Origin of the sequence: Pseudomonas sp. MM227, assembly GCF_947090715.1 — a bacterium.
In the GTDB taxonomy this organism is placed as follows: Bacteria; Pseudomonadota; Gammaproteobacteria; order Pseudomonadales; family Pseudomonadaceae; genus Aquipseudomonas; species Aquipseudomonas baltica.
Genome location: NZ_OX352319.1, coordinates 2,196,795 through 2,219,985, shown reverse-complemented (window position 1 = coordinate 2,219,985; position 23,191 = coordinate 2,196,795). Strand labels below are relative to the sequence as shown.

Sequence of the window (23,191 nt, the reverse complement as noted above, 5' to 3'; positions counted from 1 at the left end):
GCCGCCATGCACAAGAACGGTTTTTTCTCGCTGCTGTTCCATACCCTGTTCATCGGCTTCATCGTCGCGCCGCTGCTGGTGGTGATGGCGATGGCGTTCACCGACAAGGGGTATCTGTCACTGCCCACCAATGGCTTGTCGCTGCGCTGGTTCAGGGCCCTGCTGGACAATCAGGAAATGCTCGACGCGTTCATGCTGTCGATCAAGCTGGGCCTGGCGTCGGCCACCATCGCCACGCTGCTGGCCATCCCGGCGGCCTTGGCCATCAGCCGCTACGACTTCCCCGGCCGCGGCACATTGACCGGCTTTCTGCTCTCGCCGCTGATGATTCCTTCCGTGGTGCTGGGGATCGCCTTCCTGCGTTTCTTCTCCATCGCGCAGATTGGCGGCTCGTTCTGGGCGCTGTGCCTGACTCACGTGATCGTTGTGCTGCCCTATGCATTGCGCCTGACCCTGGCCTCCACCATCGGCCTGGAGAAAGACATCGAGCAGGCCGCGCTGTCGCTGGGCGCCAAACGCTGGACGGCGTTCCACCGGGTCATCCTGCCGCGCATCCGCACTGGCGTGGTCGGCGGCTGGATGCTGGCTTTCATCCAGAGTTTCGATGAGCTGACCATGACCGTGTTCGTGGCCACGCCCGGCACCACGACATTGCCAGTGGCCATGTACAACCAGATTTCCCAGACCATCGACCCGTTGATCACGGCGGTCTCTACGGTGCTGATCGTTGGCACGTTGATCTTGATGCTGGTGCTGGATCGCCTGGTAGGCCTGGACCGCGTGCTCATAGGAGAGGGCAAATGAAGCGCTCGACGGCAGCGATCAAGGCCGACGTGATCGTCGTCGGTGGCGGGCTGGTGGGTACGGCGGTGGCCTACGGCCTGGCGCGCAACGGCGCCGACACCGTGGTGCTTGACCAGGGCGACGATGCGTTCCGCGCCTCGCGTGGCAATTTCGGCCTGGTCTGGGTTCAGGGCAAAGGCTACAACCTGCCCGACTATGCGCGTTGGACACGTTCTTCGGCGCAACGCTGGGCCGACCTGCGCGATACGCTGCTGGCCGACAGTGGCGTGGATGTCAGCCTCAAGCAGCCGGGTGGCTTTCACATGTGCTTCAGCGACGAGGAACTGCTGGAGCGCGAGGCGCGCCTGCGCCAATTGCAGGCGGCGGTCGGTGACTACCCCTTCGAGATGCTCGATGCCGGCGAACTCAAGGCGCGCCTGCCGCTGATCGGCAAGGCCGTGATCGGCGCCAGTTATACCCCCCAGGACGGCCATGTGAACCCGCTGAAGCTACTGCGCGCCCTGCATGCGTCCGCGCAACGCCATGGCGCGCGTTTCGCAGGCGGCCAGCACATCCAGCGCATCGAGGGCAGTGCCGGCGACTTCCGCATCCGGGCCGGGGAGCAGGCCTACTGTGCGCCGCGCGTGGTACTCGCAGCCGGCCTGGGCAACCCCGGGCTGGCCGCGCAGGTCGGGCTGCATGCACCGGTCGCACCCAACCGCGGGCAGGTACTGGTCAGCGAGCGGGTCCAGCCGTTTCTCGACTATCCCACCATCAATGTCCGCCAGACCGACGAAGGCACGGTGCAACTGGGCGATTCGATGGAAGAAGTCGGCTTCGACGACAGTACCTCCACCGGTGTGCTCTCGGCGATCGCCCAGCGTGGCGTAGCGACCTTTCCGCTGCTGCGCGATGTGCGCCTGATCCGTGCCTGGGGTGCCTTGCGGGTAATGAGCCCGGACGGTTTCCCGATCTACCAGCAGTCGTCGACCCACCCCGGGGCCTTCGTCATCACCTGCCACAGCGGTGTAACCCTGGCCGCCGCCCACGCCCTGCGCATTGCGCCCTGGGTGATGGGGGCGGCGCAGCCCAACGAATTGGCCGTGTTCAACGGCGAACGTTTTCTCAGCGACAAGGTGCTTGCCCATGCCCATTGAAGCCCCCAGCCGCGCCCCGCTGTTCCAGTCGGTGGCCGGCGAAACCCGCAGCAGCCGCAGTGTGACCTTCAGCTTCAACGGCGAGGCGTTGAGCGTACCGCCAGGCATCAGCGTGGCGGCGGCGTTGTTGATGTCCGGAATCGAGCGCTTCCGGGCCACGCCGGTGAGCGAATCGCCGCGCGCGCCCTACTGCATGATGGGCGTGTGTTTCGAATGCCTGGTCAGCATTGATGGCGTGCCCAATCGGCAGAGTTGCCTGATCGATGTGGTCGACGGCATGCAGGTGCGCTCCCAGGAAGGCGCTCGCGATTTGCAGTTCGAGGTTCCCTCGGTCAGCGTCCTGGAGGTGCAGCCATGAACCCCGAATCCGTCGACGTCGTCGTCGTGGGCGCCGGCCCGGCAGGCATGGCCGGTGCCACCGAGCTGGCCGGGCTGGGCCTCGCCGTGGTCTTGCTGGACGAGCAAGGCAGCCCTGGCGGGCAGATCTATCGCGGTATCACCCTGGCGCCGCTGAGCCGGCGCGACCTGCTGGGACCGGACTATGCCCACGGCAACGTGCTCGCCAGAGCCCTGGAGGACACTCCGGTGCGGCACATCAAGGAAGCTGCAGTGTGGCAGGTGGGTCGTGATCATCAGGTCAGCTATCTGCAGGGTGGGCGCATGCACACTTTGCAGGCCCGCGCGGTCCTGCTGGCCACCGGCGCCATGGAGCGGCCCTTCCCCATCCGTGGCTGGACCCTTCCGGGAGTGATGACTGCGGGCGCGGCGCAGATCCTGCTCAAGAGCGCTGGCGCAGTACCCACCGAGCCGGTGGTGCTGGCCGGTTGCGGACCTTTGCTGTACCTGCTGGGCTGGCAGTATTTGCGTGCCGGAGTGCCGATCAAGGCCTTGGTCGATACCACGCACCGCGACGACTACTGGCGCGCGCGGCGTCATCTGGTCTCGGCCCTGCGTGCCTGGCCTTACCTGCGCAAGGGCCTGGAGCTGATGCGCAGTCTGCGCCAGGCGCGCATCGCCCATTTCACCGGCGCCTCGCAGCTGGCGATCGAGGGTACCGATTCGGCCCAGGCGCTGAGCTTCACCGCCAACGGCAAGGCGCAGCGCATCGCCAGTCGTTGCGTGCTGCTGCACCAGGGGGTGGTACCCAATATTCAATTCAGCCAGTCGCTGCGTGCGACCCACGCCTGGGATCCGCAGCAGCTGTGCTTCATCCCGCTCAGGGACAGCTGGGGCGAACTGGACGTGCCAGGGGTGTTTGTCGCCGGTGACGGAGGCGGTATCGGCGGTGCACAGGCGGCGGCACTGCAGGGCCGGCTGGCCGCCCTGGGCATCGCCGCTCGGCTGGGCGCGCTGGGCGCTCCGCAGCGCGATCGGCGTGGCGTCGAGCTGCGCCGGGCGTTGAGCGACAATTTGCGCATCAGACCGTTTCTCGACGCGCTGTACCGGCCCCGCGACGAGCATCGGATCCCGGCTGACGACGTCATTGTCTGCCGCTGCGAGGAAGTCACCGCCGGCCAGTTGCGCCAGTTCGTCGCCATGGGCTGCGCCGGTCCGAACCAGGCGAAGTCGTTCGGCCGGTGCGGCATGGGGCCCTGCCAGGGACGCCTGTGCGGCCTGACCGTCACCGAAGTGATCGCCGATGCGCGCCAGGTGCCCGCAGGCGACGTCGGTTACTACCGGATTCGTCCGCCGATCAAGCCCATCACACTCGGGGAGCTGGCCGGTGACTGAGCGCCTGCGCTCGGGCGCTGATGTACTGGTGATCGGCGGCGGCATCCACGGCCTCAGCACCGCCCTGCACCTGGCTCGCGCCGGCGTCCGGGTGACCGTGCTGGAGGCCGAGTATTGCGGTCGCCATGCTTCCGGGGTGAACGCCGGTGGCGTGCGCACCCTGGGCCGCCATGTGGCGGAAATCCCCTTGGCCCTCGCTTCGCGAACGCTTTGGCATGGCTTGCAGGACGTGCTCGGCGAGGACGGTGGCTTCGTCGCCAGCGGCCAGCTGAAACTGGCCGAGAACGACGCTGAACTGCAGGAATGCCAGCGCCGTGTGGAGCAGTTGCATGCCTTGGGCTTCACCCATGAAGTTTTGATCGATCGGCAGCAGGTGCTCGAATTGGTACCTACGGTGGCACCCCATGTGGTGGGTGGTATCTGGGTCGGCGGCGACGGCTATGCCGTGCCGTACCACACCGTTACCGCGTTTCGCCTGGCTGCGCAGCGGCTGGGAGTACGGGTCCTGGAGCAGACGCCGGCACTGCGCATCGAGCGCAGCGCCACTCATTGGCGGGTCGAGACGCGGTCGGGCGTGCATCAAGCGGAGCACCTGGTTGTCACCGCAGGGGCCTGGGCGGCGCAACTGGCGGCACAGGTCGGCGAGCCGGTGCCGGTGCATCCGCAGGGCTTGATGCTGATGGTCACTCACCGGGTCGCCCCATTCTGTGCACCGGTGCTGGGCGCTACGGGCCGGGCGCTGTCATTCAAACAGTTCGCCAACGGCACCGTGGTGATCGGCGGCAAGCTGGTGGGCTCGGTGGAGTTCGCCGCGCGCCATGGCGAGGTTCAAATGGACCGCCTGAGCACCAGCGCGCGTACGGTAACCGACCTGTTTCCCCATTTGCGCAACCTGGGTGTGAATCGGGTCTGGGCCGGTGTCGAGGCGTTTACCGCCGATGACATTCCAGTGATCGGCGCCAGCTGCAAGACGGACAAGCTGAGCTATTCCTTCGGTTTCTGCGGCAGTGGTTTCCAGATGGGTCCCGGGACCGGTCAGCGCCTGGCCCAGCAGATTCTCGGCGAGCCCTCGCCGATCAGTCTCGACCCCTTTTCCATAGGGCGTTTCGCGCAATCGGCGACGACGCTCGAACAACCTGCAACATCCCTTATCCACTCGTGAGGAAATACACCATGCTGGACATCAAGCGCATCGAAACCAACCAACGCATGAGCCGTGTCGTTCAGTGCAACGGCTTCACGTTCCTCGGCGGGCAGACCGCCACCGACCGTAGCCTGGACATCAAGGGCCAGACTGCCCAGGTGCTGGCCAAGATCGACAGCTTCCTGGAGCAGGCTGGCCTGGACAAGACGCGTATCGTCACCGCCCAAGTGTGGCTGTCGGACATCCAGGCCAATTTCGCCGGAATGAACGAAGTGTGGGACGCCTGGGCACCCGAAGGCCACGCCCCGGCGCGCGCTACCGTGGAATCCCGCCTGGCCGCGCCCGATCTGCTGGTGGAAATCACCGTCGTCGCCGCTGGCTGACCCGCGTCGCCCGATTCGCGGGCAGAGCCCGCTCACACAGGAGTAGCCCGATCCCCTGTGGGAGCGAGCTCTGCCCGCGGAGGCCGCGCTGCGGTTCCAGCCGTGAAATGCACCACCCTCGTGCCCCGATCGCCTACGCAAAAATCCATCTTCCCCCGTTGACGGCCACTTCGATTTGGTGTTTCCTGAAACCGGTTTCAACCACTGATCGCCTGCCCATAACATCCATAAAAGGACTCAGGCCGTGACCCGTCTTTCCGTTCCTGTGCGCCCTCGCGTGACCATGCTCGACGTAGCCGAGCGCGCAGGTGTATCCAAGGCCAGTGTCTCGCGCTTCATCGGTGAGGATCGCGGTCTGCTGTCCGACGTCATCGCCACACGCATCGCCCGCGCCATCGACGACCTCGGCTATCGCCCCAATCAGATGGCCCGCGGCCTCAAGCGCGGCCGTACGCGCCTGATCGGCATGCTCATGGCCGATATCCGCAACCCCTACTCGGTGGCCGTCATGCATGGCGTGGAAACCGCCTGCCGTCGCCATGGCTACAGCCTGGTGGTCTGCAACACCGACCGCGACCCGGAACAGGAACGCCAGCAGTTGCAGGCCATGCGTGCCTACAACGTCGAAGGCGTGATCGTGAACACCCTCGGCCACCACCTGGATGAGCTGCGCGAACTGCAACGGGAACTGCCCATGGTGCTGGTCGACCGCAAGGTGGCCGACCTGCCCAGCGACCTTGTCGGGCTGGACAACCGGATGGCCGTCGACATGGCCGTCGACCACCTCCACCAGCGCGGCTATCGCCAGCTTGCGCTGGTCAGTGAGGCGGTTGATGGCACCAGTTCTCGTACCGAACGCATCGAGGCCTTCGCGCAACGCACCGGCGGCACGGTGTTCTACACCGGTGCCGGCCTCGGCGAGCAACTGCGCACGTTCCTTGCCGGCGCCGACGTCGGGCCCAAGGCCTTGTTCTGCGCCAATGGCGTGGCGGCACTGGCCTGCACGCTGGCCCTGCGGGAGTTGGGCAACCAGGCATGCGAAAACGTGGGGCTGATCGCGCTCGACGATCTCGACTGGTACCCACTGGTAGGCAACGGTATTACCGCCCTCGCCCAACCCACCCATGCCATCGGCGTGCAAGCCTTGGAATGCCTGTTGCGGCGGCTGCAGGGTGCGCGAGGTCCAGCCCAGACGTTCCACTTCACTCCTGACCTGATCGTTCGAGGTTCCACCCCGCTCCGCTGAAAAAGCGCTGCGGCGTGCGCTGTACCCATGCTTAAAACTGAAACCGGTTTCAGAGGACAATAACAATGCATCCCTATCCCGTCTCCATCAGCCTTTCCAGCTTCGGCGCGGACCATGTTCGTACACAGGGCCAGGCCAACCTGGCAGAGCTGGTTGCCCAGACCGGCGCCAGCCATATCGAACTGCGCGAGGAGCTGTTCGATGACTTCGATGCGCCTTCCCTGCGCAGTGCCATCGCCGCGCAAGAACTCGCCTGCGTCTATTCCTCGCCGCTCGAACTGTGGCAGCCCGGCCAGGCCGCGCCCAATCCGCAGCTGCAACTGGCGCTCGCTCGCGCGGCTGCGTGCGGCGCGATCTGGCTCAAGGTCTCGCTGGGTTTTCACTCCACTGCCAGCGACTTGCACCTGCTGCATGATCAGTTGCGCGATCAACCCGTGCGCCTGCTGATCGAGAACGACCAGACTGCCCACGGTGGGCGGATCGAGCCGCTGGTCGACTTCTTCACTGCGACAGCCGGGCAAGGCGTGCCGGTGGGCATGACCTTCGACATCGGCAACTGGCAATGGCAGCAACAGTCGGTTTCGAGCGCTGCGCAGCAGCTGGGCCGTTTCGTCGAATACATTCACTGCAAGGCCGTACAACGCACCACGGCCGGCAAGCTGGTCGCCACGCCGCCCGAGCTGACCGACCTGCATCAGTGGGCGCGCCTGCTCGGGCACATGGCCCCAGGCCTGGTGCGGGCCATCGAGTACCCGTTGCAGGGCAGCGACCTGCTGGCTGTCGCCAAGGCACAGGTGGCCACCCTCACCCGCCTCGGCCAGGCCGCGCAGGAGGTGGCCCATGGCTGAGTTCGATGTGCTGAGCTTCGGCGAAACCATGGCCATGTTCGTCGCCGAGCAGACCGGCGAACTGGCCGAAGTCGAGCGCTTCCGCAAACGCATTGCCGGTGCCGACAACAACGTCGCCATCGGCCTGTCGCGGCTGGGCTTCAACGTCGCCTGGCTGAGCCGAGTGGGCAACGATTCGCTCGGTCGCTTCATCGTCGCCGCGTTGCAACGCGAAGGGCTGGATTGCAGCCATGTCGGCGTGGATTCACAGCACCCCACCGGGTTCCAGTTCAAATCGCTGCAGGACGATGGCCGCGACCCCACGGTCGAATACTTTCGCTGCGGATCGGCGGCCAGCCATATGGGCATTGGCGATGTGCCTGCACGTCTGCTCGATGCCCGTCACCTGCATGCCACCGGCATCGCCCCGGCGCTGTCGCCGAGCATGAATGCGTTGACCCGCGGTTTGATGACCGCCATGCGTTCGGCAGGCCGGAGCGTCTCGTTCGACCCCAACCTGCGCCCGTCGCTGTGGCCCAGCCAGGCGCACATGGTCGAGCAGATAAACAGCTTCGCCGCGCTGGCCGACTGGGTATTGCCGGGCCTGGCCGAAGGGCAGTTGCTGACTGGACACGAACGCTGCGAAGACATAGCCCGTTTCTATCTCGACCAGGGTGTGCAGGCGGTGGTGATCAAGTTGGGCGCGGACGGCGCGTTCTATTGCAGCGCCGAGCAACAAGGCTATGTAGCCAGCCGCCCCGTGGCCAAGGTGGTGGATACGGTCGGCGCGGGTGACGGCTTCGCCGTGGGCGTCATCAGTGCCCTGCTCGAAGGCCGCGACCTGGCCCAGGCCGCCGGCCGCGGCAACTGGATCGGCAGCCTGGCTGTACAGAGCCCGGGCGACATGGAAGGCCTGCCGACGCGCGCCGCGCTGATCGAGGACGAAAGCCACTGACGCACGCAAAAAAGACACCCGCAAAACATTGCGCCCTACACCCATGAATCAAAACGCCCTACCTGTTGCGACAATTACAAAATGCTCAGGAGTCAGACCATGCACAGACACACCGCGAAACTCGCCAGCCGTCGCTGGTGGTACATCATGCCGATCGTCTTCATCACCTACAGCCTGGCCTACCTGGACCGGGCCAACTACGGTTTCGCCGCGGCCTCGGGCATGGCCGCCGACCTGAACATAACGCCGGGGCTGTCCTCGCTGCTCGGCGCCCTGTTCTTCCTGGGTTACTTCTTCTTCCAGGTCCCCGGCGCGATCTATGCGCAGAAGCACAGTGTCAAGCAGTTGATCTTCGTCAGCCTGATCCTCTGGGGCAGCCTGGCGACCTTGACCGGTGTCGTCTCCAGCGCCTACTGGCTGATCGTGATCCGCTTCATGCTCGGCGTCGTCGAAGCCGTGGTCATGCCCGCGATGCTGGTGTACCTGTGCCATTGGTTCACCCGCGCGGAACGCTCGCGGGCCAACACCTTCCTGATACTGGGCAACCCGGTGACGATGCTGTGGATGTCGGTGGTGTCCGGCTACCTGATCCAGCATTACAGCTGGCGCTGGATGTTCATCATCGAAGGGTTGCCCGCCGTCATCTGGGCATTCATCTGGTGGCGCCTGGCCGATGATCGACCCGCCCAGGCGAAGTGGCTCAGCCAGCAGGAAAAAGACGACCTGCAACAGGCCCTGGCCGCCGAGCAGGTGGGCATGAAGCCGGTGAAGAACTACGCCGAAGCCTTCCGTTCGGGCAAGGTCATCACCCTGTCGTTGCAGTTCTTCCTGTGGAGCGTGGGCGTGTACGGCTTCGTGCTGTGGCTGCCGTCGATTCTCAAGCAGGGCGCGCAGATGGACATGATCGAGGCTGGCTGGCTGTCTTCCCTGCCCTACCTGGCGGCGGTGATCGGCATGCTGGTGGTGAGCTGGTTTTCCGACCGTATGCAACGGCGCAAGCGCTTCGTCTGGCCACCGCTGCTGCTGGCGGCGTTGGCGTTCTACGGTTCGTACGCGCTGGGCAGCGAGCACTTCTGGTGGTCCTATGCACTGCTGGTGATCGCCGGAGCGTGCATGTACGCCCCCTATGGTCCGTTCTTTGCCATCGTGCCGGAGATCCTTCCCGCCAACGTGGCCGGTGGTGCCATGGCGCTGATCAACAGTATGGGCGCCCTGGGCTCGTTCGCCGGGTCCTACCTGGTTGGCTATCTGAACGCCAGCACCGGCAACCCGGGCGCTTCCTACCTGTTGATGAGCGGGGCGCTGCTGCTCTCGGCGCTGCTGACCATCATGCTCAAGCCCGGAGGCTGCGATGCGGTGGTCGGCAAAGCGGACGCCACGGGGCTTGCGTCCTGCAAAAACTGACGCAGATCATGAAACTTCATGAAATCGCCCGGTATTCGTGGCAAAGCGCACAGCTGTCATCCAGGTGGTGCTACTTTTAATACTCCACAGGCTATCCATTCCGATGGCCTGCCCTGCCACGTGCGGCTGCAACAGGTGGGCGCGATGAACAAGATGACATTTCCGAACGCTTGCCAGGTCATGCGCTGGCACTTTCACCCCATGGGCTTCGAGGGCAATATGGATGCGCCCAGCAGCATGGTGGCCAGGCTGTTCGACCGCAGCAGCGGCGAAACCCTGCTGGCCATCGCCGGGCTGCCTTGTGCAACGGTCATGAATGCCGCGGACGTCGAGCGCATCATCGAGGCGGTGGAAGCCGAGCTCGAGGCGTTCATTCCGCCGCTGGCGCTCAAGGCAGGCTGAGCGCGCCAGCTCTCCATCAGCTCGATCCAAAATGACCGTGCAGTGTATCCACAACGATCCGAGCGGCGTCGGCTGCGGCATTGTCGTTGAGCAATGCCTGCCAGCCGCGGCGACCGGGCAGGTGCCGAGCCCTGTGCAGTAGAGCTGGCCACTGATCTGCAGCCGGCACACCGAGCACACCCAGTGCAACGCCCAACCTTTCAAGCTGCAACGCCTGCAGGCGTTGCTCATCGAACGGGCGCTGCTCGGCAATGGCGATCAAACGCCCGCCCAGATGCGCGACCTCGGCGACCACATTGTCCCCGGCACTGCCTACCACGATCTCGGCACGCAGCAGTTCCGGCAAGGGGTCGGCCAGGTGCCCCAGCAGCGTCAGGTTTCCCGGCAGCGGCAGGTCACTGGCGGGCAGCGGTCCGGCTACACGAAATCGATCTTCGGGGCAGCGTCTGGCAATGGCAATCAGTGAATCGACGGTGAAGGCCGTGCCACCCTGCCCGGTGATCACCAGCACCGCGCCATGCTCAGGCGCCACGTGAGCGCTGCTTTGCTGGCTGTAGCGGGACACCCAACCGCAGTGGTCGGTCTTGGCCAGCACCCAGTCGGGCATCTGGCTGCACTCCATCGAGGCCGGGTATGGCGCCAGCAAGCGCGAGGCCGATGCATAGGCCTGCAGATGGGCCGGGTCGGTACGTTCGCCGTGCTGGCGCATGTACACGCACGGTACGCCGAACAGGCGCGCCAGCATCGCCACTTCCACGGATACATCGACCACCAGCAGACACGGCCAGGCGCTACGCATCCAGTCGGCCAGAAGCCCCATGCGTTCGCGCAGCCCGTCCACGGCCAAGGGCGCGTAATGCAGCGCGGGAAAGCTCTCCACATGCATGCCGGGCGCAGTGTCGCCGGGCAACTGCAGGGCCTTGATCGTCGAGGGGTAGTCGGCGTCGGGCAACCGCGAGCCGATCAACGTGACGTCGCAGTCCATGTGCCGGGCGATGGCCAGGGCGCGCATGCCATGGCCGGAGCCGTGGTGATGCACGTAGTAGCCGACCTGCGCCCGCTCAGGCACCGGCGTCGGCCACTTGCCGCAACAGCGCGTCGTAGCGGTCGAGCATGACCTCGTGGCTCCATTGGCTCTCGGCGTGCAGGCGGCAGGCCAGGCGTGACTTGCGCCGGGCCAGGCGCAAAGCGTGTGCCAAGCCTTCGACGTCGCCGCCTGCGGCCAGCGCACCGGTTGCGTCGGTCAGCAGATCGCCCACCGCGCCACGGGCGAAGGCCGCTACCGGTGTGCCGCAGGCCAGGGCTTCTGCCACGACCAGGCCGAAGGGCTCTTCCCAGCACGGGGTGACCAAGGCGGCGGACGCGCTGGCCAGCTCGATGGCCAGTTCGTCACGGCCCAAGTGGCCAAGGTACTGGCACTGGTCATTCAAGCGCGGCTGGATCTGCTCCTTGAAGTAACGCGGGTCGACCGCCTGACCGGCCAGGCGCAGCGGTACGCCGGCCAGTTTCGCGGCGTCCATGGCCAGGTGCGCGCCTTTGTCCGGCACCAGCCGCCCGAACCAGATGGCATGCTCGAGCGGTGCCGCGCGCGGCGACCATAGCTGCAGGTCGATGCCGTTGGGGATGATATGGCACTCGGGAATGACGTCTTTCCACTGCCGCGCGTTGGCTTCGGAGATGGTCGCGAAGTGCCCGGCGCGGCGCTCGCCGCTGTAGGCGTTGATCAATTCGAAGAAAGGTGGGGTGTGCAGCACCGTCAGCATCGGCGTGCGAATCATCGAGGCCATGGTCGCAGGCACATAGTGCAGGCTGTTGTTGAAGATGACGTCGAAGCGGCGGTCGTCGATGTTCTGCATCGCTTTGAGGTAGGCGTGATGCTCCTCGATGTACTCGGAGCTCAGGCAGGCCCGTCGACCGTCTTTGTAGGTGGTGTCATCCCACACCGGGACAATGTTGAGCGCCGGATCGCTGGACGAGCTGGCGAACAGCGTGACGTCATGGCCGCGTTGCATCAGCCCGGATGTCACATCGTGGGTGAACGCTTCCAAGCCGCCGGCGAACGGTTGGCGAATGGGGTGTTTGATGTGCGTCAGCACACCGATGCGCAACGGGCGGGCGGAAGATGAAGACATCGGGGATGTTCCTGGCACGGATTGCAGCTTTGAGGCTGGCGCGCAGGAATGGTTGCATAAAGTAGCAGCGCGATACCGCAGCGCCCGGTTCGCGGCCATGGACCGCTCCTACAGGTAACCGCGTACCCGTAGGAGCGGTCAGCGGCCGCGAAAAGCACACCGCGGATTGACTGACACACCGCAGCGCCCGGTTCGCGGCCTCAGGCCGCTCCTACAGGTGACCTCGTATCCGTAGGAGCGGTCAGCGGCCGCGAAAAGCACACCGCGGATTGACCGACACACCGCAGCGCCCGGTTCGCGGCCTCAGGCCGCTCCTACAGGTGACCTCGCATCCGTAGGAGCGGTCGGCGGCCGCGAAAAGCACACCGCGGATTGACTGACACACCGCAGCGCCCGGTTCGCGGCCTTAGGCCGCTCCTACACAGGTTCTAACCTGCCGTATCAGGCCTTGAGGGTGGCCATGTCGATCACGAAGCGGTACTTCACGTCACCGGCGTGCATGCGCTCGAACGCCTCGTTGATGTTCTTGATGTCCAGCATCTCGATATCGCAGGTGATGTCGTGCTCGGCGCAGAAATCCAGGACTTCCTGGGTTTCCTTGATACCACCGATCAACGAACCGGCCAGAACGCGGCGCTTGAGCACCAGGTTGGCCGCATGCAGAGCGGGATCTACCGGCTGGATCAGCCCGACCAGAATGTGCACACCGTCGAAACGCAGGGTTTCCAGGTAGGGGTTCAGGTCGTGCGGCACCGGAATGGTGTCGAGCAGGAAGTCGAAGGTCTCGGCGGCGGCCTTCATCTGCTCGGCATCGGTCGATACGATCACATGGTCCGCACCTTGGCGACGGCCCTCGGCAGCCTTGCTCGCCGAACGGGTGAACAGCGTCACTTCGGCGCCCAGCGCCTTGGCGAACTTGATGCCCATGTGGCCCAGGCCACCCATGCCCAGAATGCCGACCTTGTCACCCGGCTTGACGCCGTAATGCTTCAGCGGCGAATAGGTGGTGATCCCGGCGCACAGGATCGGCGCGGCGTTGGCCGGGTCGAGGCCGTCGGGAATGCGCACCACGAAATTCTCGCTGACCACGATGCTGTCGGAATAACCGCCCATGGTGTTGCTGCCATCGACGCGATCAGGCGTAGCGTAGGTCATGGTCGGGCCTTCCAGGCAGTACTGCTCCAGGTCCGCGTGGCAGGCATCGCAATGCTGGCACGAGTCGACCATGCAGCCCACGCCGACACGGTCGCCCACGGCGTACTTCTGCACCTGGGAACCGACGGCAACCACGCGGCCAACGATTTCGTGGCCCGGTACCAGTGGGTACACCGCAATGCCCCAGTCGTTGCGGGCCTGGTGCAAGTCAGAGTGGCAGACGCCGCAATACTGGATTTCGATGCTGACATCGTCAGGGCGCAAGGCGCGACGTTCGAAGCTCAAGGGCGCCAGGGGCGTGGTGGGCGAAAGCGCGGCGTAGCCGAGTGCCTTGGACATGGTAAACCTCTCGAAATGAAAAATGATCAGGCTTGGATTGTGGCTTTCCCGCGCGCCTGCGGCCATGTCCGATCCTGCGCAATGAATGCCCATTCCTCCGAGCACCCCGCAAACGGGGCCCGAACGTGCGATCATCCACGACTGATTTCATGCCTGATCCGTGGTATCCCATGAGCCTGACCAAACACCTCGACGCCAACGCCCGCCTGGTGCAGCTGATTCGCCCGCTGGCCATTGCCGATGACTGGATCCCGACGGCCATCGACGGCCTGCGCGTGGTTTCGTGCCGCAGCCACGTCGCGCGGACCGCGCAGATCTACGAACCGAGCCTGATGGTGATCGCCCAGGGCAGCAAACTGGCGTACCTGGGCGAGCGCACCCTGGAATACGGTGCGGGCCACTACCTGATACAGGCACTGCCGGTGCCGTTCGAGTGCGAGACCTTCGCCAGCGAGCAGTTGCCCCTGCTCGGCGTCTCTATCCCGATCGATCGAACGCTGTTGGGTGAACTGGTGCTGGCCATGGAGCCCGGCCCGAGCCAGGCACAGACCACCGAGTCGATGACTGCCGTAGCGCTGGACGACGCCATGCGCGGCGCGGTGGAACGGCTGCTGCAGTGCCTGCACGATCCCCAGGAGCGCCTGGCCATGGCGCAGGCACGGTTGCGCGAGGTGCTTTACACCGCACTGCGCGGTCCCAATGGGCATGTGCTGCGCGCGCTGGTCGAACAGCAAGGGCAATTCGCACGTATCGCCGGCGCGCTGTCCTGGCTGCACGCGCATTACGAGCAGCCGCTGCAAGTCGACGACCTGGCGCGACGGGCGAACATGAGTGCTTCGACGTTTCACGAGCATTTCAAGCGCAATACGCTGGCCTCGCCCGTGCAGTACATCAAGCGCCTGCGCCTGCTCAAGGCGCGCGCGCTGCTGGTCGCGGATGGAATGAACGTCAACCAGGTGGCGTTGCGCGTGGGTTACCAGAGCACCTCGCAGTTCAGCCGGGAATACAAACGCCTGTTCAACTACAGCCCTGGCCAGGAACGAGTAACGCGCTGAACCCCGACGCGGCTCGCGCCGCTGCTACAGAGGCACCGCGATCCCCTGTAGCAGCGGCGCAAGCCGCGTCCGGCATCACCGCAGGCATCAGGGACGCCCGGTCAGGTTTCGCGTACGACCAGCTCGAAGCCGAGGTCGATTGCCTGGGCGCTGTCACTCTTGCCAGCCATGCTGTCCAGTAACATCTGCGCGGCCTTGCGGCCGATCTCGGCGCGCGGGGTACGGATCGAGGTCAGGCGCGGTACCAGATGCGCCGAACCCGGCAGATCGTTGAAGCCCACCATGCCCACTCGTCCCGGAATGGCGATGCCCAAGCGCTGGGCCTCGTAGATGGCGCCCTGGGCCAGGTCGTCATTGCAGAAGAACACTCCGTCGACATCTGGATGACGCTGCATCAGGTCAGCGAACAACTCGCCGCCCAAGCCGATCGACGAAGGCTGCGGGCACAGCACCTCGAGTTGGGGATCATGCACCCCCGCCCTCTCCAGCGCCGCCCTGAATCCTTCGGCGCGCTGCATCACACGTGGGTCGAGCTGCGCGGCCACATAGCCCAGGCGTCGGCGCCCGGCGTCCAGCAGATGCTGCGCCGCCACGCTTCCGGCCTGCTCCTGGGAAAAGCCGACACAGGCACGCCCGCCGCTGGCGCCCAACTCCATCATGTGCACGCACGGCACACCACTGTTGTGCAACATGGCATGCGCACGCTCGGTGCGGCTCATGCCCGTCAGCAGGATGCCGCCCGGCTTGTAGGCCAGGTAGTTGCGAATGAGGTTTTCTTCTTCGTCGACATCGTAGTGGTAGTTACCGATCAGTACTTCCAGCCCGCGCGGGCGCATCACTTCATGGATGGCTTCCAGCGTGTCGATGAACAAATGGTTGGACAGCGAGGGAATGAGCACCACCACCGACTGGCTCTGCGCCGAGGCCAGCGCGCGTGCCGCCGGGTTGACCACATAGCCCAGGGTCTGCGCGGCCTCCAGCACCTTGGTGGCCAATTGTGGAGCGACCGTCGACACCCCGCGCAATGCGCGTGAAGCCGTAATGGGGGAAACACCTGAAAGTTTGGCAACTTCGGCCAGGGTGGGCAGGCCAGTTGCGCGTGAACCGATTCGCGCCATGATTCTTGTTGTTATCTACTTGCAATGAAAAAGAGTTGAGGTAAGGTAGCGCTGTCTCGAATCCAGAGCAATAATGATTTGTGCCTTGCTATTACCGCAGGCTGCACCAGACTGCTTTGACAAGATCAATAAGATGAGGGCGCCGTATCCACGAACGGCCGGCCCCAGCAGGAGTGACTTGATGAATGCCCCTCTGAACGCTTTGGTGGTGATGGGAGTATCCGGCTGCGGCAAGAGCAGCGTCGGTGCCGCCATCGTTGGCCGCAGCGGCGGCCGCCTGATCGAAGGCGACAGCTTTCATCCCGAAGCCAACATCGCCAAGATGAGCGCCGGCCACCCCCTCGACGACAACGACCGCGCCGGTTGGCTGGTGCGTCTGGGCGAGGAAATGCGTGCCTGCATCGAGTCCGGACAACGCCCCGTATTGACCTGCTCGGCGCTCAAGCTCAAGTATCGCAAGACCCTGCGCGACGCCGTGCCTGGCCTGGGCTTCGTGTTTCTCGCATTGACCCGCGAAGAAGCCGCCAACCGCGTCGCCCATCGGCCCGGCCACTTCATGCCGGCCAGCCTCATCGACAGCCAGTTCGCTGCACTGGAACCGCCGACCGGCGAACCCCTGACCCTGGACCTGGACGCCACCACTCCCATCGTGGACCTGGCGCAGCAGGTGGAACACTGGCTGGTCGAGCACGGCGCTTCCACGCTGGCTTGATCGGCACTCGAAGACAGCGCTGTCTGAGCATCCCGCGCAGCAGTGTCTGATGTCCCCAACCACAACCGTTGCGCCCACAACAACGACAACACGAGGCAAACCTTTATGTTTGGCTTAGCTCACGACACTTACTTGCTGCTCGATGCACTGGTCACCATCATTGGTCTGATCGTGCTCATCACACAGTTCAAGGTCCACCCTTTCGTCGCACTCACCATTGCAGCGATCTTCCTCGGCCTGACGTCCGGTTTGCCGGTGGTCAAGGTCATGAAGTCCTTCCAGGACGGCTTTGGCGGAGTGCTTGGATTCGTCGGCATCATCCTTGCGCTGGGCACCATGCTCGGCAAACTGATGGCCGATTCGGGCGGCGCCGACCAGATCGCGCAAACCCTGATCCGCAAGTTCGGGGTCAAGCGCATCCACTGGGCAATGATGTTCTCCGCATTTCTGGTGGGCATCCCGCTGTTCTTCGAGATCGGCTTCGTGCTGCTGATCCCGCTGGTGTTCATCGTCGCCCGCCGTTCCGGCGTGTCGCTGGTGAAGATCGGCATCCCGCTGCTTGCCGGTCTTTCGGTGGTCCACGGCCTGGTGCCGCCGCATCCGGGTCCGTTGCTGGCGATCGGCATCTTCAACGCCGATATCGGCAAGACCATTCTCTACGGCCTGATCGTCGGCCTGCCCACTGCGATGATCGCCGGCCCGATCTTCGGCTCGTTCATCTCCAAGTACATTCCGGGCAACCCTTCCAAGGAGCTGATGGACCAGATTGCCAAGGAGTCGGACAACCAGAACCTGCCCAGCTTCGCGGTGACCCTGATCACCATCCTGCTGCCCGTGTTCCTGATGATGCTCAAGACCTTCGCCGACGTGGCCTTGCCGGCAGAGAACCTGTTCCGCCAGTGGATGGACTTCATCGGCCACCCGATCACCGCGCTGCTCGCGGCCCTGTTGCTGGCCTTCTACACCTTTGGTGTGGCGCGCGGTTTCGATCGTTCGAAGATCATGAAGCTGCTGGACCAGAGCCTGGCCCCGACTGCGGCCATCGTGCTGATCGTCGGCGCTGGCGGTGGTTTCAAGCAGATGCTGGTGGATACCGGTGTGGGCAACATCATCGGCCAGATGGCCGTGCAGGCCGAGGTCAATCCGATTCTGCTGGCGTGGCTGGTGGCTGCGGTGATTCGCGTTGCCACAGGCTCGGCAACGGTCGCGACCATCACCGGTGCCGGTATCGTCGCCCCGGTCATCGGCATGATGCCCGGCGTCAACCGTGAGCTGCTGGTGCTGGCCACCGGCGCCGGCTCGGTGATCCTGTCCCACGTCAACGACGCGGGTTTCTGGCTGGTCAAGCAGTACTTCAACATGACCGTGACCGAAACCCTGAAGACCTGGACCGTGATGGAAACCATCCTGTCCGTTGTCGGCCTGATCTTCATCCTGCTGTTGTCGATGGTGGTCTGAGCCAGTCCGCGAAAGGCGGCCGCAACCTTTCTGATCCACCATAGTGAATCATTCGCGGGCAGAGACCCGCTCCCACACGAGTACAGTTCATTTCACTCTGTGGGAGCGGGTCTCTGCCCGCGAAGGGCGCCCCGCCGATCAGCGCCGCTTCAAGCGATCGATGATCACCGCGATCAGCAGAATCGTCCCGCGAATCACGTACTGATAGAACGTGTCGATATTCTTCAGGTTCATCGCGTTCTCGATGATCGCCAGAATCAGCACGCCGGCGATCACGTGGCGAATCATGCCAATGCCCCCGGCCAGCGACACCCCGCCCAGCACACACGCCGAGATCACCGTCAATTCGAAGCCCTGGCCGATCATCGGCTGGCCCGAGGTCATCCGCGACGCCAGTACCACACCGGCCAGCGCACCGATCACACCGTGCACGGCAAAGATGATGATCTTGGTGCGATCCACGTGCACACCCGCCAGCAGCGCCGCTTCCTGGTTGCCACCGATGGCCATGGTGTTGCGTCCATAGGTGGTGTAGTTGAGCAACCAACCGAAGAAGATGAAGCAGACAATGGTGATCAGGATCGGCACCGGCACGCCCATCAACTGGCCATTGCCGAAGATGAAGAAGTCCTCCTGCATGACCCCGACGGCCTTGCCGTTGGAAAAGATATAGGCCAGGCCGCGCACGATCTGCATCGTCGCCAGGGTCGCGATCAAGGCATTGATGCGCAACTTGGCGATGACAATGCCGTTGATCAAGCCAACCACCAGCCCCATCAGCAAGGCCGCGCCCACGCCCAGCAGCACGCTTTCGGTGTCGCGCATCACCACCGCCGCAATGACCCCGGCGCATGCAATCACCGAACCAACGGACAGGTCGAAATGCCCGGACGCCAGGCAGTAGAGCATTGTGCAGGCCGCAATGCCGGTGGTCGAAATGGCCAGGCCCAGCCCGCGCATGTTCAATGGCGAGAGGAAGTTGTCGATGAACATCGTGCACAGCACGAAGATCGCCAGCGCGGCGAGCAGCATCACCCACTCGTCCAGAAAGCGACGCAGGTTGAGACCCTGGCGGGGGGCCGGCAGCGTGTTTTGCGTAGACATAAGCACCTCTGTTGTTATTGTTCAGCCGCGAGTGCGCGGCAGTGCCAATTGCAGCAACCTGGATTCCTGCGCCTGCTCGCGCAGCACTTCGCCGGTCAACGCACCTTCACTCATGACCAGGATTCGATCGCTGATGCCGATCACTTCCATCAGGTCGCTGGACACCACGATCACCGCGATACCATCGGCGGCCAGGCCGTGAATGATCTGGTAGATCTCGGCCTTGGCACCGATGTCGATGCCGCGTGTGGGTTCGTCGAGCAACAGGACCTTCATCGGCATCGACAGCCAGCGACCGAGGATGGCCTTCTGCTGGTTGCCGCCGGAGAGGTACATGATCGGCTGCTCGGCGGACGGGGTCTTGATGTTCAGCGCCTTGATCTGGCGCGCGGCGTTCTCCTTTTCCCACGGGCCCTGCACCAGGCAGCCCAGGGTGAGATGGCGGTCGCGGGCGCCGATGTTGATGTTTTCGGCCACACTGGCCAGGGGCACGATGCCTTCCTTCTTGCGATCCTCGGGGCACAATAGAATGCCAGCGGCGATGGCGTCGCGCGGGTTGGCCAGGGTCAGCGAACGCCCATCGAGGGTGAGGCTGCCTGCCTTGCTGGCGGCCAATCCGGACAGCAGGCGCAACAGCTCGGTGCGGCCTGCGCCCACCAGGCCGAAGAAGCCCAGCACTTCACCCTTGGCGACGCTGAAACTGACCGGCTCGTGCAGACCCGGCCCCAGCAAGCCCTCGACGCGCAGTGCCTGGCCCTGATGAGGGCGAGGACGGTAGTTGTAGATGTCCTGGATATCGCGGCCGACCATGCAGGTCACCAACTGGTCGTGGGTCAACTCGGCCATGTCGTCGAAAGTGCGCACGTAGCGGCCATCCTTGAACACCGTGACGGCGTCGCAGATGCGGAATATCTCCTCCATGCGGTGGGAGACATAGAGGACCACCCTGCCCTCGTCGCGCAGCTTGGCAATGATCGTCATCAGCCGGTCGATTTCCCGTGCCGACAAGCTGCTGGTCGGCTCGTCGAAGGCGATCACATGGGCATTGCGCGACATCGCCTTGGCAATCTCGACCAACTGCCGCTGGCCCAGGGACAGACTGCCCAAGCGCTGGCGTGGATCGATCTCGTCGGCCAGACCGGCGAGCAGCTCGCCGGCACGGCGCAGCATGGCGCTGCGATCGATCAGGCCGAAACGCGCTGGCATGTGGCCCAGCAGCAGGTTTTCCGCCACGCTCATTTCCGGCACCAGGTGCAGCTCCTGATGAATCACTGCAACGCCGCTGCCGATGCTCTCGGCGGCGGACTTGAACACCAGGCTCTGGCTGCCAATCTGCAGGCTGCCCGTGCTGGGCTGGTAGGCACCGCCCAGGATCTTCAACAAGGTGGACTTGCCGGCACCGTTTTCGCCCATCAGGGCGTGCACGCTGCCCGGGCGAACTTCGAAGCTGATGTCCGACAGTGCGCGCACGCCCGGAAAATTCTTGCCGATACCGTTGAAACGCAATGACTCTACACGCATGGATACAACTCCAGAGCAGGCATCACGGCACGCCGTGAAGAATCGGCCTCTGCCGGGGCAGAGGCCATGGGTCGGATCAGTTCCACAAACCGATCTTTTCCAGTTCCTGCTTGAAGTTCTCGCGGGTGATCAGGGTCACGTCGTCCATGGCGGTGTACTTGGGCGGCTCCTTGCCGGTGGTGACCCACTCGAACATCATGCTTGCCGTGTTGTAGCCCTCGGTATGGGGGCTGGGCAGCATGGAGCCGAAGAAGCCGCTGTTGGCTTTCTTCAGCTCGCCGATGGCATCGGTGCCGTTGATGCCGATGCCGATCACGTTGGCTGCGGCGAACCCCGCACTTTCGGTGGCGCGCACGCCACCCAGCACGGTGTTGTCGTTCATGCCGCCGATGATCAGATTCTTGGCGCCTGACGGCAGCTTGACCAGCGTGGAGTTAGTAGCGTCCATGCTGCCGGGTACGTCGAGGGTCTTCTGCGCGGCGAACAGAATGTGCTCGGTCGGCAGGCCCGCAGCCTTCAGCGCCTTGACCGAGCCGTCGGTGCGCTTCTTGCCGGTGTCCAGCTCGTTGTAGGTATTGATGATGGCGTAGGTGTCTTTCCAGTCCCAGCCACGCTTCTTGGCTTCTCCGGCCATGGCCATGCCCTGCTTCTCGCCGACTTCGAAGGCGGCCATGCCCAGGTACGGCACGTCCTCCATGAAGTTGCCCTTGGCATCGACGAAGCGATCGTCGACGGCCATTACTTTCATGTCGTTGAGTTTGGCCTTGGCCACGATGGCCGGGCCTAGCGCAACGTCAGGAGGGCAGATGACGAAGCCCTTGACCCCATTGGCGGCCAGGCTGTCGATGGCCGAAAGGGTTTTCTCGCCGTCGGGCACAGCGATCTTGATGACCTTGAAGCCTTTGTCCTTGCCGGCCTTCTCGGCAAAGGCCCACTCGGTCTGGAACCAGGGCTCTTCAGCCTGCTTGACCAGAAAACCGATCTTGACCTCTTCAGCCCAGGAAGCCGATGAGCCTGCGAACATCGCGGCGGTCAGGGCGGCACAGCACAGGGAACGGATCCCGTGACGACTCAACATAGCTAACTCCTTATTTTTATTGAATAGCTACAGCGTCCAGCAACATCAGCGAATAGTCATACCATATAACAGGATGGGCATTTGTAACGTAACGTCACGCTTGCGCCATCCACAGCGGCGTGTCGTAGATCCTGTCAGAAATGACACCACGAGTGATCTGGCAAATAGTATTACCATTTATTTTTACGGACGTCGAATTTCAGCTATACCTGCCAGTGCAGCCACCGCCGGAGTCCGGTTGTCCAACCCCGGGATCCAGCCATTTCCTATAAAAAACTACGGAACGCCTTACATGCCTATTTATCAAAAACTGCTCAGCGCCATTGGATTGACCCTCATGACTGCTTCCATCTCTGCCCATGCGGCAGGCTTGACTTCGACCCGCGAAAGCTTCGGCGCGCTGCCCGATGGCACGCCGCTGGAAAAGATCACCCTGAGCAACAGCCACGGTATGAAAGCCAGCATCATCACCTACGGCGCGACCTTGCAGGCGCTGCAAGTGCCGGACAAGAAAGGCGAGGTTGCGGATGTGGTACTGGGCTTCGATGACATTCAGGGCTACCAGGCCAATCCCACCGTGTATTTCGGCGCCACTATCGGCCGCTTCGGCAACCGCCTGGCCGGGGGCAAGTTCAACCTGGACGGGCAGACCTATTCGGTACCGCTCAATGACAAGAGCAATGCCCTGCACGGCGGCACCCGAGGGTTCGACAAACACGTCTGGGCCGTAGAGGCCACGCAGGATGCCGACCAGGTCGCGGCCACCTTCACCTATCGCTCACCCGATGGCGAGATGGGCTTTCCCGGGACCCTGGCGACCCAGGTCACCTACAGCCTGAACGAACGCAACGAACTGCGCGTGCAGTACAAGGCCACCACCGACAAACCCACCGTGCTCAACCTGACCAACCACAGCTATTTCAATCTGGCCGGTGCCGGCAGTGGCGATGTGTTGAAGCAGGTGGCCACCTTGCATGCGAGCCGCTACACGCCGGTGACGGCGAAGTTGATCCCGACCGGCGAGTTGGCACCGGTGAAAGGCACGCTGATGGATTTCCTCGCCCCTACCGCCATTGGCAAGCACATCGGCGCCAAGCATGAGCAGCTGGCGTTCGCCGAGCCGAAACAAGGCGGCTTCGATTTCAACTGGGTACTCGACAGCGCAGGCGACTTGAAACGCGAGGCCGCCAAGGTGACCGACCCGGTGTCGGGGCGCACCTTGACGCTGTACACCACCGAGCCGGGCGTGCAGTTCTACACCAGCAACTTCCTCGACGGCACCGTTCGCGGCAAGGGTGGCAAGGTGTATCCGCACTGGGGCGCCTTCACCCTGGAAACCCAGCACTTCCCCGATGCCCCCAACCAGCCCACGTTCGCCAGCACCCGCCTCGATCCTGGCCAGACCTACACCCACACCACGGTGTTTGCCTTCTCGGCGCAGTGATTCGGCCTGACCGACCGCAGCGCCCGTTTCGCGGCCACAAACC

Annotated in this window: 22 protein-coding genes; 15 read left to right on the top strand and 7 right to left on the bottom strand. The window is 64.0% G+C overall.

Annotated elements, in window-relative coordinates; all coding sequences use genetic code 11:
• Window positions 1-6: 6 nt before the first annotated feature.
• The 11 genes from ONG87_RS09990 to ONG87_RS09940 all read left to right on the top strand — a co-directional run bounded on the left by ONG87_RS09990 (window position 7) and on the right by ONG87_RS09940 (window position 10,032).
• The gene (locus ONG87_RS09990) at window positions 7-804 is read left to right on the top strand and encodes an ABC transporter permease (RefSeq protein WP_122478214.1); all 798 of its coding nucleotides are present in this window, start codon (window positions 7-9) and stop codon (window positions 802-804) included.
• Window positions 801-1,940, top strand: coding sequence for an FAD-binding oxidoreductase (locus tag ONG87_RS09985; RefSeq protein WP_122478215.1), 1,140 nt, complete (start codon window positions 801-803; stop codon window positions 1,938-1,940). The genes ONG87_RS09990 and ONG87_RS09985 overlap by 4 nt, the downstream gene beginning before the upstream one ends.
• Window positions 1,930-2,298, top strand: coding sequence for a (2Fe-2S)-binding protein (locus tag ONG87_RS09980; RefSeq protein WP_122478217.1), 369 nt, complete (start codon window positions 1,930-1,932; stop codon window positions 2,296-2,298). Before ONG87_RS09985 ends, ONG87_RS09980 begins: the two co-directional genes overlap by 11 nt.
• Window positions 2,295-3,671, top strand: a complete 1,377-nt coding sequence (locus ONG87_RS09975) for an NAD(P)/FAD-dependent oxidoreductase (RefSeq protein WP_122478219.1) — start codon at window positions 2,295-2,297, stop codon at window positions 3,669-3,671. The genes ONG87_RS09980 and ONG87_RS09975 overlap by 4 nt, the downstream gene beginning before the upstream one ends.
• Window positions 3,664-4,833 carry an FAD-binding oxidoreductase gene (locus ONG87_RS09970; RefSeq protein ID WP_301335544.1) on the top strand — a complete coding sequence of 390 codons (1,170 nt, stop codon included), beginning with the start codon at window positions 3,664-3,666 and terminating at the stop codon, window positions 4,831-4,833. The genes ONG87_RS09975 and ONG87_RS09970 overlap by 8 nt, the downstream gene beginning before the upstream one ends.
• Before the next feature lie 11 nt (window positions 4,834-4,844).
• Window positions 4,845-5,198, top strand: a complete 354-nt coding sequence (locus ONG87_RS09965) for a RidA family protein (RefSeq protein ID WP_049859546.1) — start codon at window positions 4,845-4,847, stop codon at window positions 5,196-5,198.
• 283 nt (window positions 5,199-5,481) lie between these two features.
• On the top strand, window positions 5,482-6,444 hold the full coding sequence (locus tag ONG87_RS09960) for a LacI family DNA-binding transcriptional regulator (RefSeq protein WP_264382851.1): 963 nt from the start codon (window positions 5,482-5,484) through the stop codon (window positions 6,442-6,444).
• A gap of 65 nt (window positions 6,445-6,509) precedes the next feature.
• Window positions 6,510-7,292 carry a sugar phosphate isomerase/epimerase gene (locus ONG87_RS09955; protein ID WP_264382784.1) on the top strand — a complete coding sequence of 261 codons (783 nt, stop codon included), beginning with the start codon at window positions 6,510-6,512 and terminating at the stop codon, window positions 7,290-7,292.
• Entirely contained in the window at window positions 7,285-8,226 is a 942-nt protein-coding gene (locus tag ONG87_RS09950) for a sugar kinase (RefSeq protein ID WP_264382783.1), read from the top strand. The genes ONG87_RS09955 and ONG87_RS09950 overlap by 8 nt, the downstream gene beginning before the upstream one ends.
• 99 nt (window positions 8,227-8,325) lie before the next feature.
• The gene (locus ONG87_RS09945) at window positions 8,326-9,630 is read left to right on the top strand and encodes an MFS transporter (RefSeq protein ID WP_264382782.1); all 1,305 of its coding nucleotides are present in this window, start codon (window positions 8,326-8,328) and stop codon (window positions 9,628-9,630) included.
• Between the two features lie 126 nt (window positions 9,631-9,756).
• Window positions 9,757-10,032 (top strand): DUF1652 domain-containing protein, encoded by a 276-nt coding sequence (locus ONG87_RS09940; RefSeq protein WP_122478290.1) that lies wholly within the window; start codon window positions 9,757-9,759, stop codon window positions 10,030-10,032.
• Window positions 10,033-10,048: 16 nt separating this feature from the next.
• Here the strand turns inward: ONG87_RS09940 and ONG87_RS09935 are convergent, their stop codons facing one another.
• From ONG87_RS09935 to ONG87_RS09925, 3 genes are all read right to left on the bottom strand, one after another.
• Window positions 10,049-11,101, bottom strand: a complete 1,053-nt coding sequence (locus ONG87_RS09935) for a hypothetical protein (protein WP_264382781.1) — start codon at window positions 11,099-11,101, stop codon at window positions 10,049-10,051.
• Window positions 11,094-12,164 (bottom strand): glycosyltransferase family 4 protein, encoded by a 1,071-nt coding sequence (locus ONG87_RS09930; protein WP_264382780.1) that lies wholly within the window; start codon window positions 12,162-12,164, stop codon window positions 11,094-11,096. Before ONG87_RS09930 ends, ONG87_RS09935 begins: the two co-directional genes overlap by 8 nt.
• Before the next feature lie 441 nt (window positions 12,165-12,605).
• On the bottom strand, window positions 12,606-13,658 hold the full coding sequence (locus ONG87_RS09925) for an NAD(P)-dependent alcohol dehydrogenase (protein ID WP_185793405.1): 1,053 nt from the start codon (window positions 13,656-13,658) through the stop codon (window positions 12,606-12,608).
• Window positions 13,659-13,828: 170 nt separating this feature from the next.
• Between ONG87_RS09925 and ONG87_RS09920 the strand changes: the two genes are divergently transcribed.
• Window positions 13,829-14,713 carry an AraC family transcriptional regulator gene (locus ONG87_RS09920; RefSeq protein WP_264382850.1) on the top strand — a complete coding sequence of 295 codons (885 nt, stop codon included), beginning with the start codon at window positions 13,829-13,831 and terminating at the stop codon, window positions 14,711-14,713.
• A gap of 101 nt (window positions 14,714-14,814) precedes the next feature.
• Here ONG87_RS09920 and ONG87_RS09915 read toward each other — a convergent pair whose 3' ends face one another.
• The gene (locus ONG87_RS09915; RefSeq protein WP_192136766.1) at window positions 14,815-15,831 is read right to left on the bottom strand and encodes a LacI family DNA-binding transcriptional regulator; all 1,017 of its coding nucleotides are present in this window, start codon (window positions 15,829-15,831) and stop codon (window positions 14,815-14,817) included.
• 181 nt (window positions 15,832-16,012) lie between these two features.
• Here ONG87_RS09915 and ONG87_RS09910 point away from each other — a divergent pair, with 181 nt between their 5' ends.
• Window positions 16,013-16,543 carry a gluconokinase gene (locus ONG87_RS09910; protein WP_122477029.1) on the top strand — a complete coding sequence of 177 codons (531 nt, stop codon included), beginning with the start codon at window positions 16,013-16,015 and terminating at the stop codon, window positions 16,541-16,543.
• Between the two features lie 105 nt (window positions 16,544-16,648).
• A complete protein-coding gene (locus ONG87_RS09905) occupies window positions 16,649-18,001 on the top strand; it encodes a GntP family permease (RefSeq protein ID WP_122477027.1) in 1,353 nt (450 codons plus the stop codon).
• A gap of 138 nt (window positions 18,002-18,139) precedes the next feature.
• On the opposite strand, the gene araH is transcribed toward ONG87_RS09905, so the two are convergent.
• From araH to ONG87_RS09890, 3 genes are all read right to left on the bottom strand, one after another.
• Window positions 18,140-19,105, bottom strand: coding sequence for an L-arabinose ABC transporter permease AraH (gene araH / locus ONG87_RS09900; RefSeq protein ID WP_122477025.1), 966 nt, complete (start codon window positions 19,103-19,105; stop codon window positions 18,140-18,142).
• Window positions 19,106-19,126: 21 nt separating this feature from the next.
• Window positions 19,127-20,626: an L-arabinose ABC transporter ATP-binding protein AraG gene (araG, locus tag ONG87_RS09895; protein ID WP_122477023.1), complete on the bottom strand. Its 1,500-nt coding sequence runs from the start codon at window positions 20,624-20,626 to the stop codon at window positions 19,127-19,129.
• A gap of 76 nt (window positions 20,627-20,702) precedes the next feature.
• Entirely contained in the window at window positions 20,703-21,704 is a 1,002-nt protein-coding gene (locus ONG87_RS09890; RefSeq protein ID WP_122477021.1) for a substrate-binding domain-containing protein, read from the bottom strand.
• 292 nt (window positions 21,705-21,996) lie between these two features.
• On the opposite strand from ONG87_RS09890, the gene ONG87_RS09885 reads away from it, so the two are divergent.
• Window positions 21,997-23,148: an aldose epimerase family protein gene (locus ONG87_RS09885; RefSeq protein ID WP_264382779.1), complete on the top strand. Its 1,152-nt coding sequence runs from the start codon at window positions 21,997-21,999 to the stop codon at window positions 23,146-23,148.
• The last annotated feature ends 43 nt before the right edge of the window (window positions 23,149-23,191 follow it).

Excerpts from the sequence above, each read along its gene's own strand:
- ONG87_RS09920 (WP_264382850.1), top strand. The coding sequence starts at position 13,829 with ATGAGCCTGACCAAACACCTCGACGCCAACGCCCGCCTGGTGCAGCTG.
- ONG87_RS09975 (WP_122478219.1), top strand. The coding sequence starts at position 2,295 with ATGAACCCCGAATCCGTCGACGTCGTCGTCGTGGGCGCCGGCCCGGCA.
- ONG87_RS09965 (WP_049859546.1), top strand. The coding sequence starts at position 4,845 with ATGCTGGACATCAAGCGCATCGAAACCAACCAACGCATGAGCCGTGTC.
- ONG87_RS09955 (WP_264382784.1), top strand. The coding sequence starts at position 6,510 with ATGCATCCCTATCCCGTCTCCATCAGCCTTTCCAGCTTCGGCGCGGAC.
- ONG87_RS09915 (WP_192136766.1), bottom strand. The coding sequence starts at position 15,831 with ATGGCGCGAATCGGTTCACGCGCAACTGGCCTGCCCACCCTGGCCGAA.
- ONG87_RS09905 (WP_122477027.1), top strand. The coding sequence starts at position 16,649 with ATGTTTGGCTTAGCTCACGACACTTACTTGCTGCTCGATGCACTGGTC.
- ONG87_RS09980 (WP_122478217.1), top strand. The coding sequence starts at position 1,930 with ATGCCCATTGAAGCCCCCAGCCGCGCCCCGCTGTTCCAGTCGGTGGCC.
- ONG87_RS09885 (WP_264382779.1), top strand. The coding sequence starts at position 21,997 with ATGCCTATTTATCAAAAACTGCTCAGCGCCATTGGATTGACCCTCATG.
- ONG87_RS09910 (WP_122477029.1), top strand. The coding sequence starts at position 16,013 with ATGAATGCCCCTCTGAACGCTTTGGTGGTGATGGGAGTATCCGGCTGC.
- ONG87_RS09950 (WP_264382783.1), top strand. The coding sequence starts at position 7,285 with ATGGCTGAGTTCGATGTGCTGAGCTTCGGCGAAACCATGGCCATGTTC.
- ONG87_RS09930 (WP_264382780.1), bottom strand. The coding sequence starts at position 12,164 with ATGTCTTCATCTTCCGCCCGCCCGTTGCGCATCGGTGTGCTGACGCAC.
- ONG87_RS09960 (WP_264382851.1), top strand. The coding sequence starts at position 5,482 with ATGCTCGACGTAGCCGAGCGCGCAGGTGTATCCAAGGCCAGTGTCTCG.
- ONG87_RS09985 (WP_122478215.1), top strand. The coding sequence starts at position 801 with ATGAAGCGCTCGACGGCAGCGATCAAGGCCGACGTGATCGTCGTCGGT.
- araG (WP_122477023.1), bottom strand. The coding sequence starts at position 20,626 with ATGCGTGTAGAGTCATTGCGTTTCAACGGTATCGGCAAGAATTTTCCG.
- ONG87_RS09925 (WP_185793405.1), bottom strand. The coding sequence starts at position 13,658 with ATGTCCAAGGCACTCGGCTACGCCGCGCTTTCGCCCACCACGCCCCTG.
- ONG87_RS09945 (WP_264382782.1), top strand. The coding sequence starts at position 8,326 with ATGCACAGACACACCGCGAAACTCGCCAGCCGTCGCTGGTGGTACATC.
- ONG87_RS09990 (WP_122478214.1), top strand. The coding sequence starts at position 7 with ATGCACAAGAACGGTTTTTTCTCGCTGCTGTTCCATACCCTGTTCATC.
- araH (WP_122477025.1), bottom strand. The coding sequence starts at position 19,105 with ATGTCTACGCAAAACACGCTGCCGGCCCCCCGCCAGGGTCTCAACCTG.
- ONG87_RS09890 (WP_122477021.1), bottom strand. The coding sequence starts at position 21,704 with ATGTTGAGTCGTCACGGGATCCGTTCCCTGTGCTGTGCCGCCCTGACC.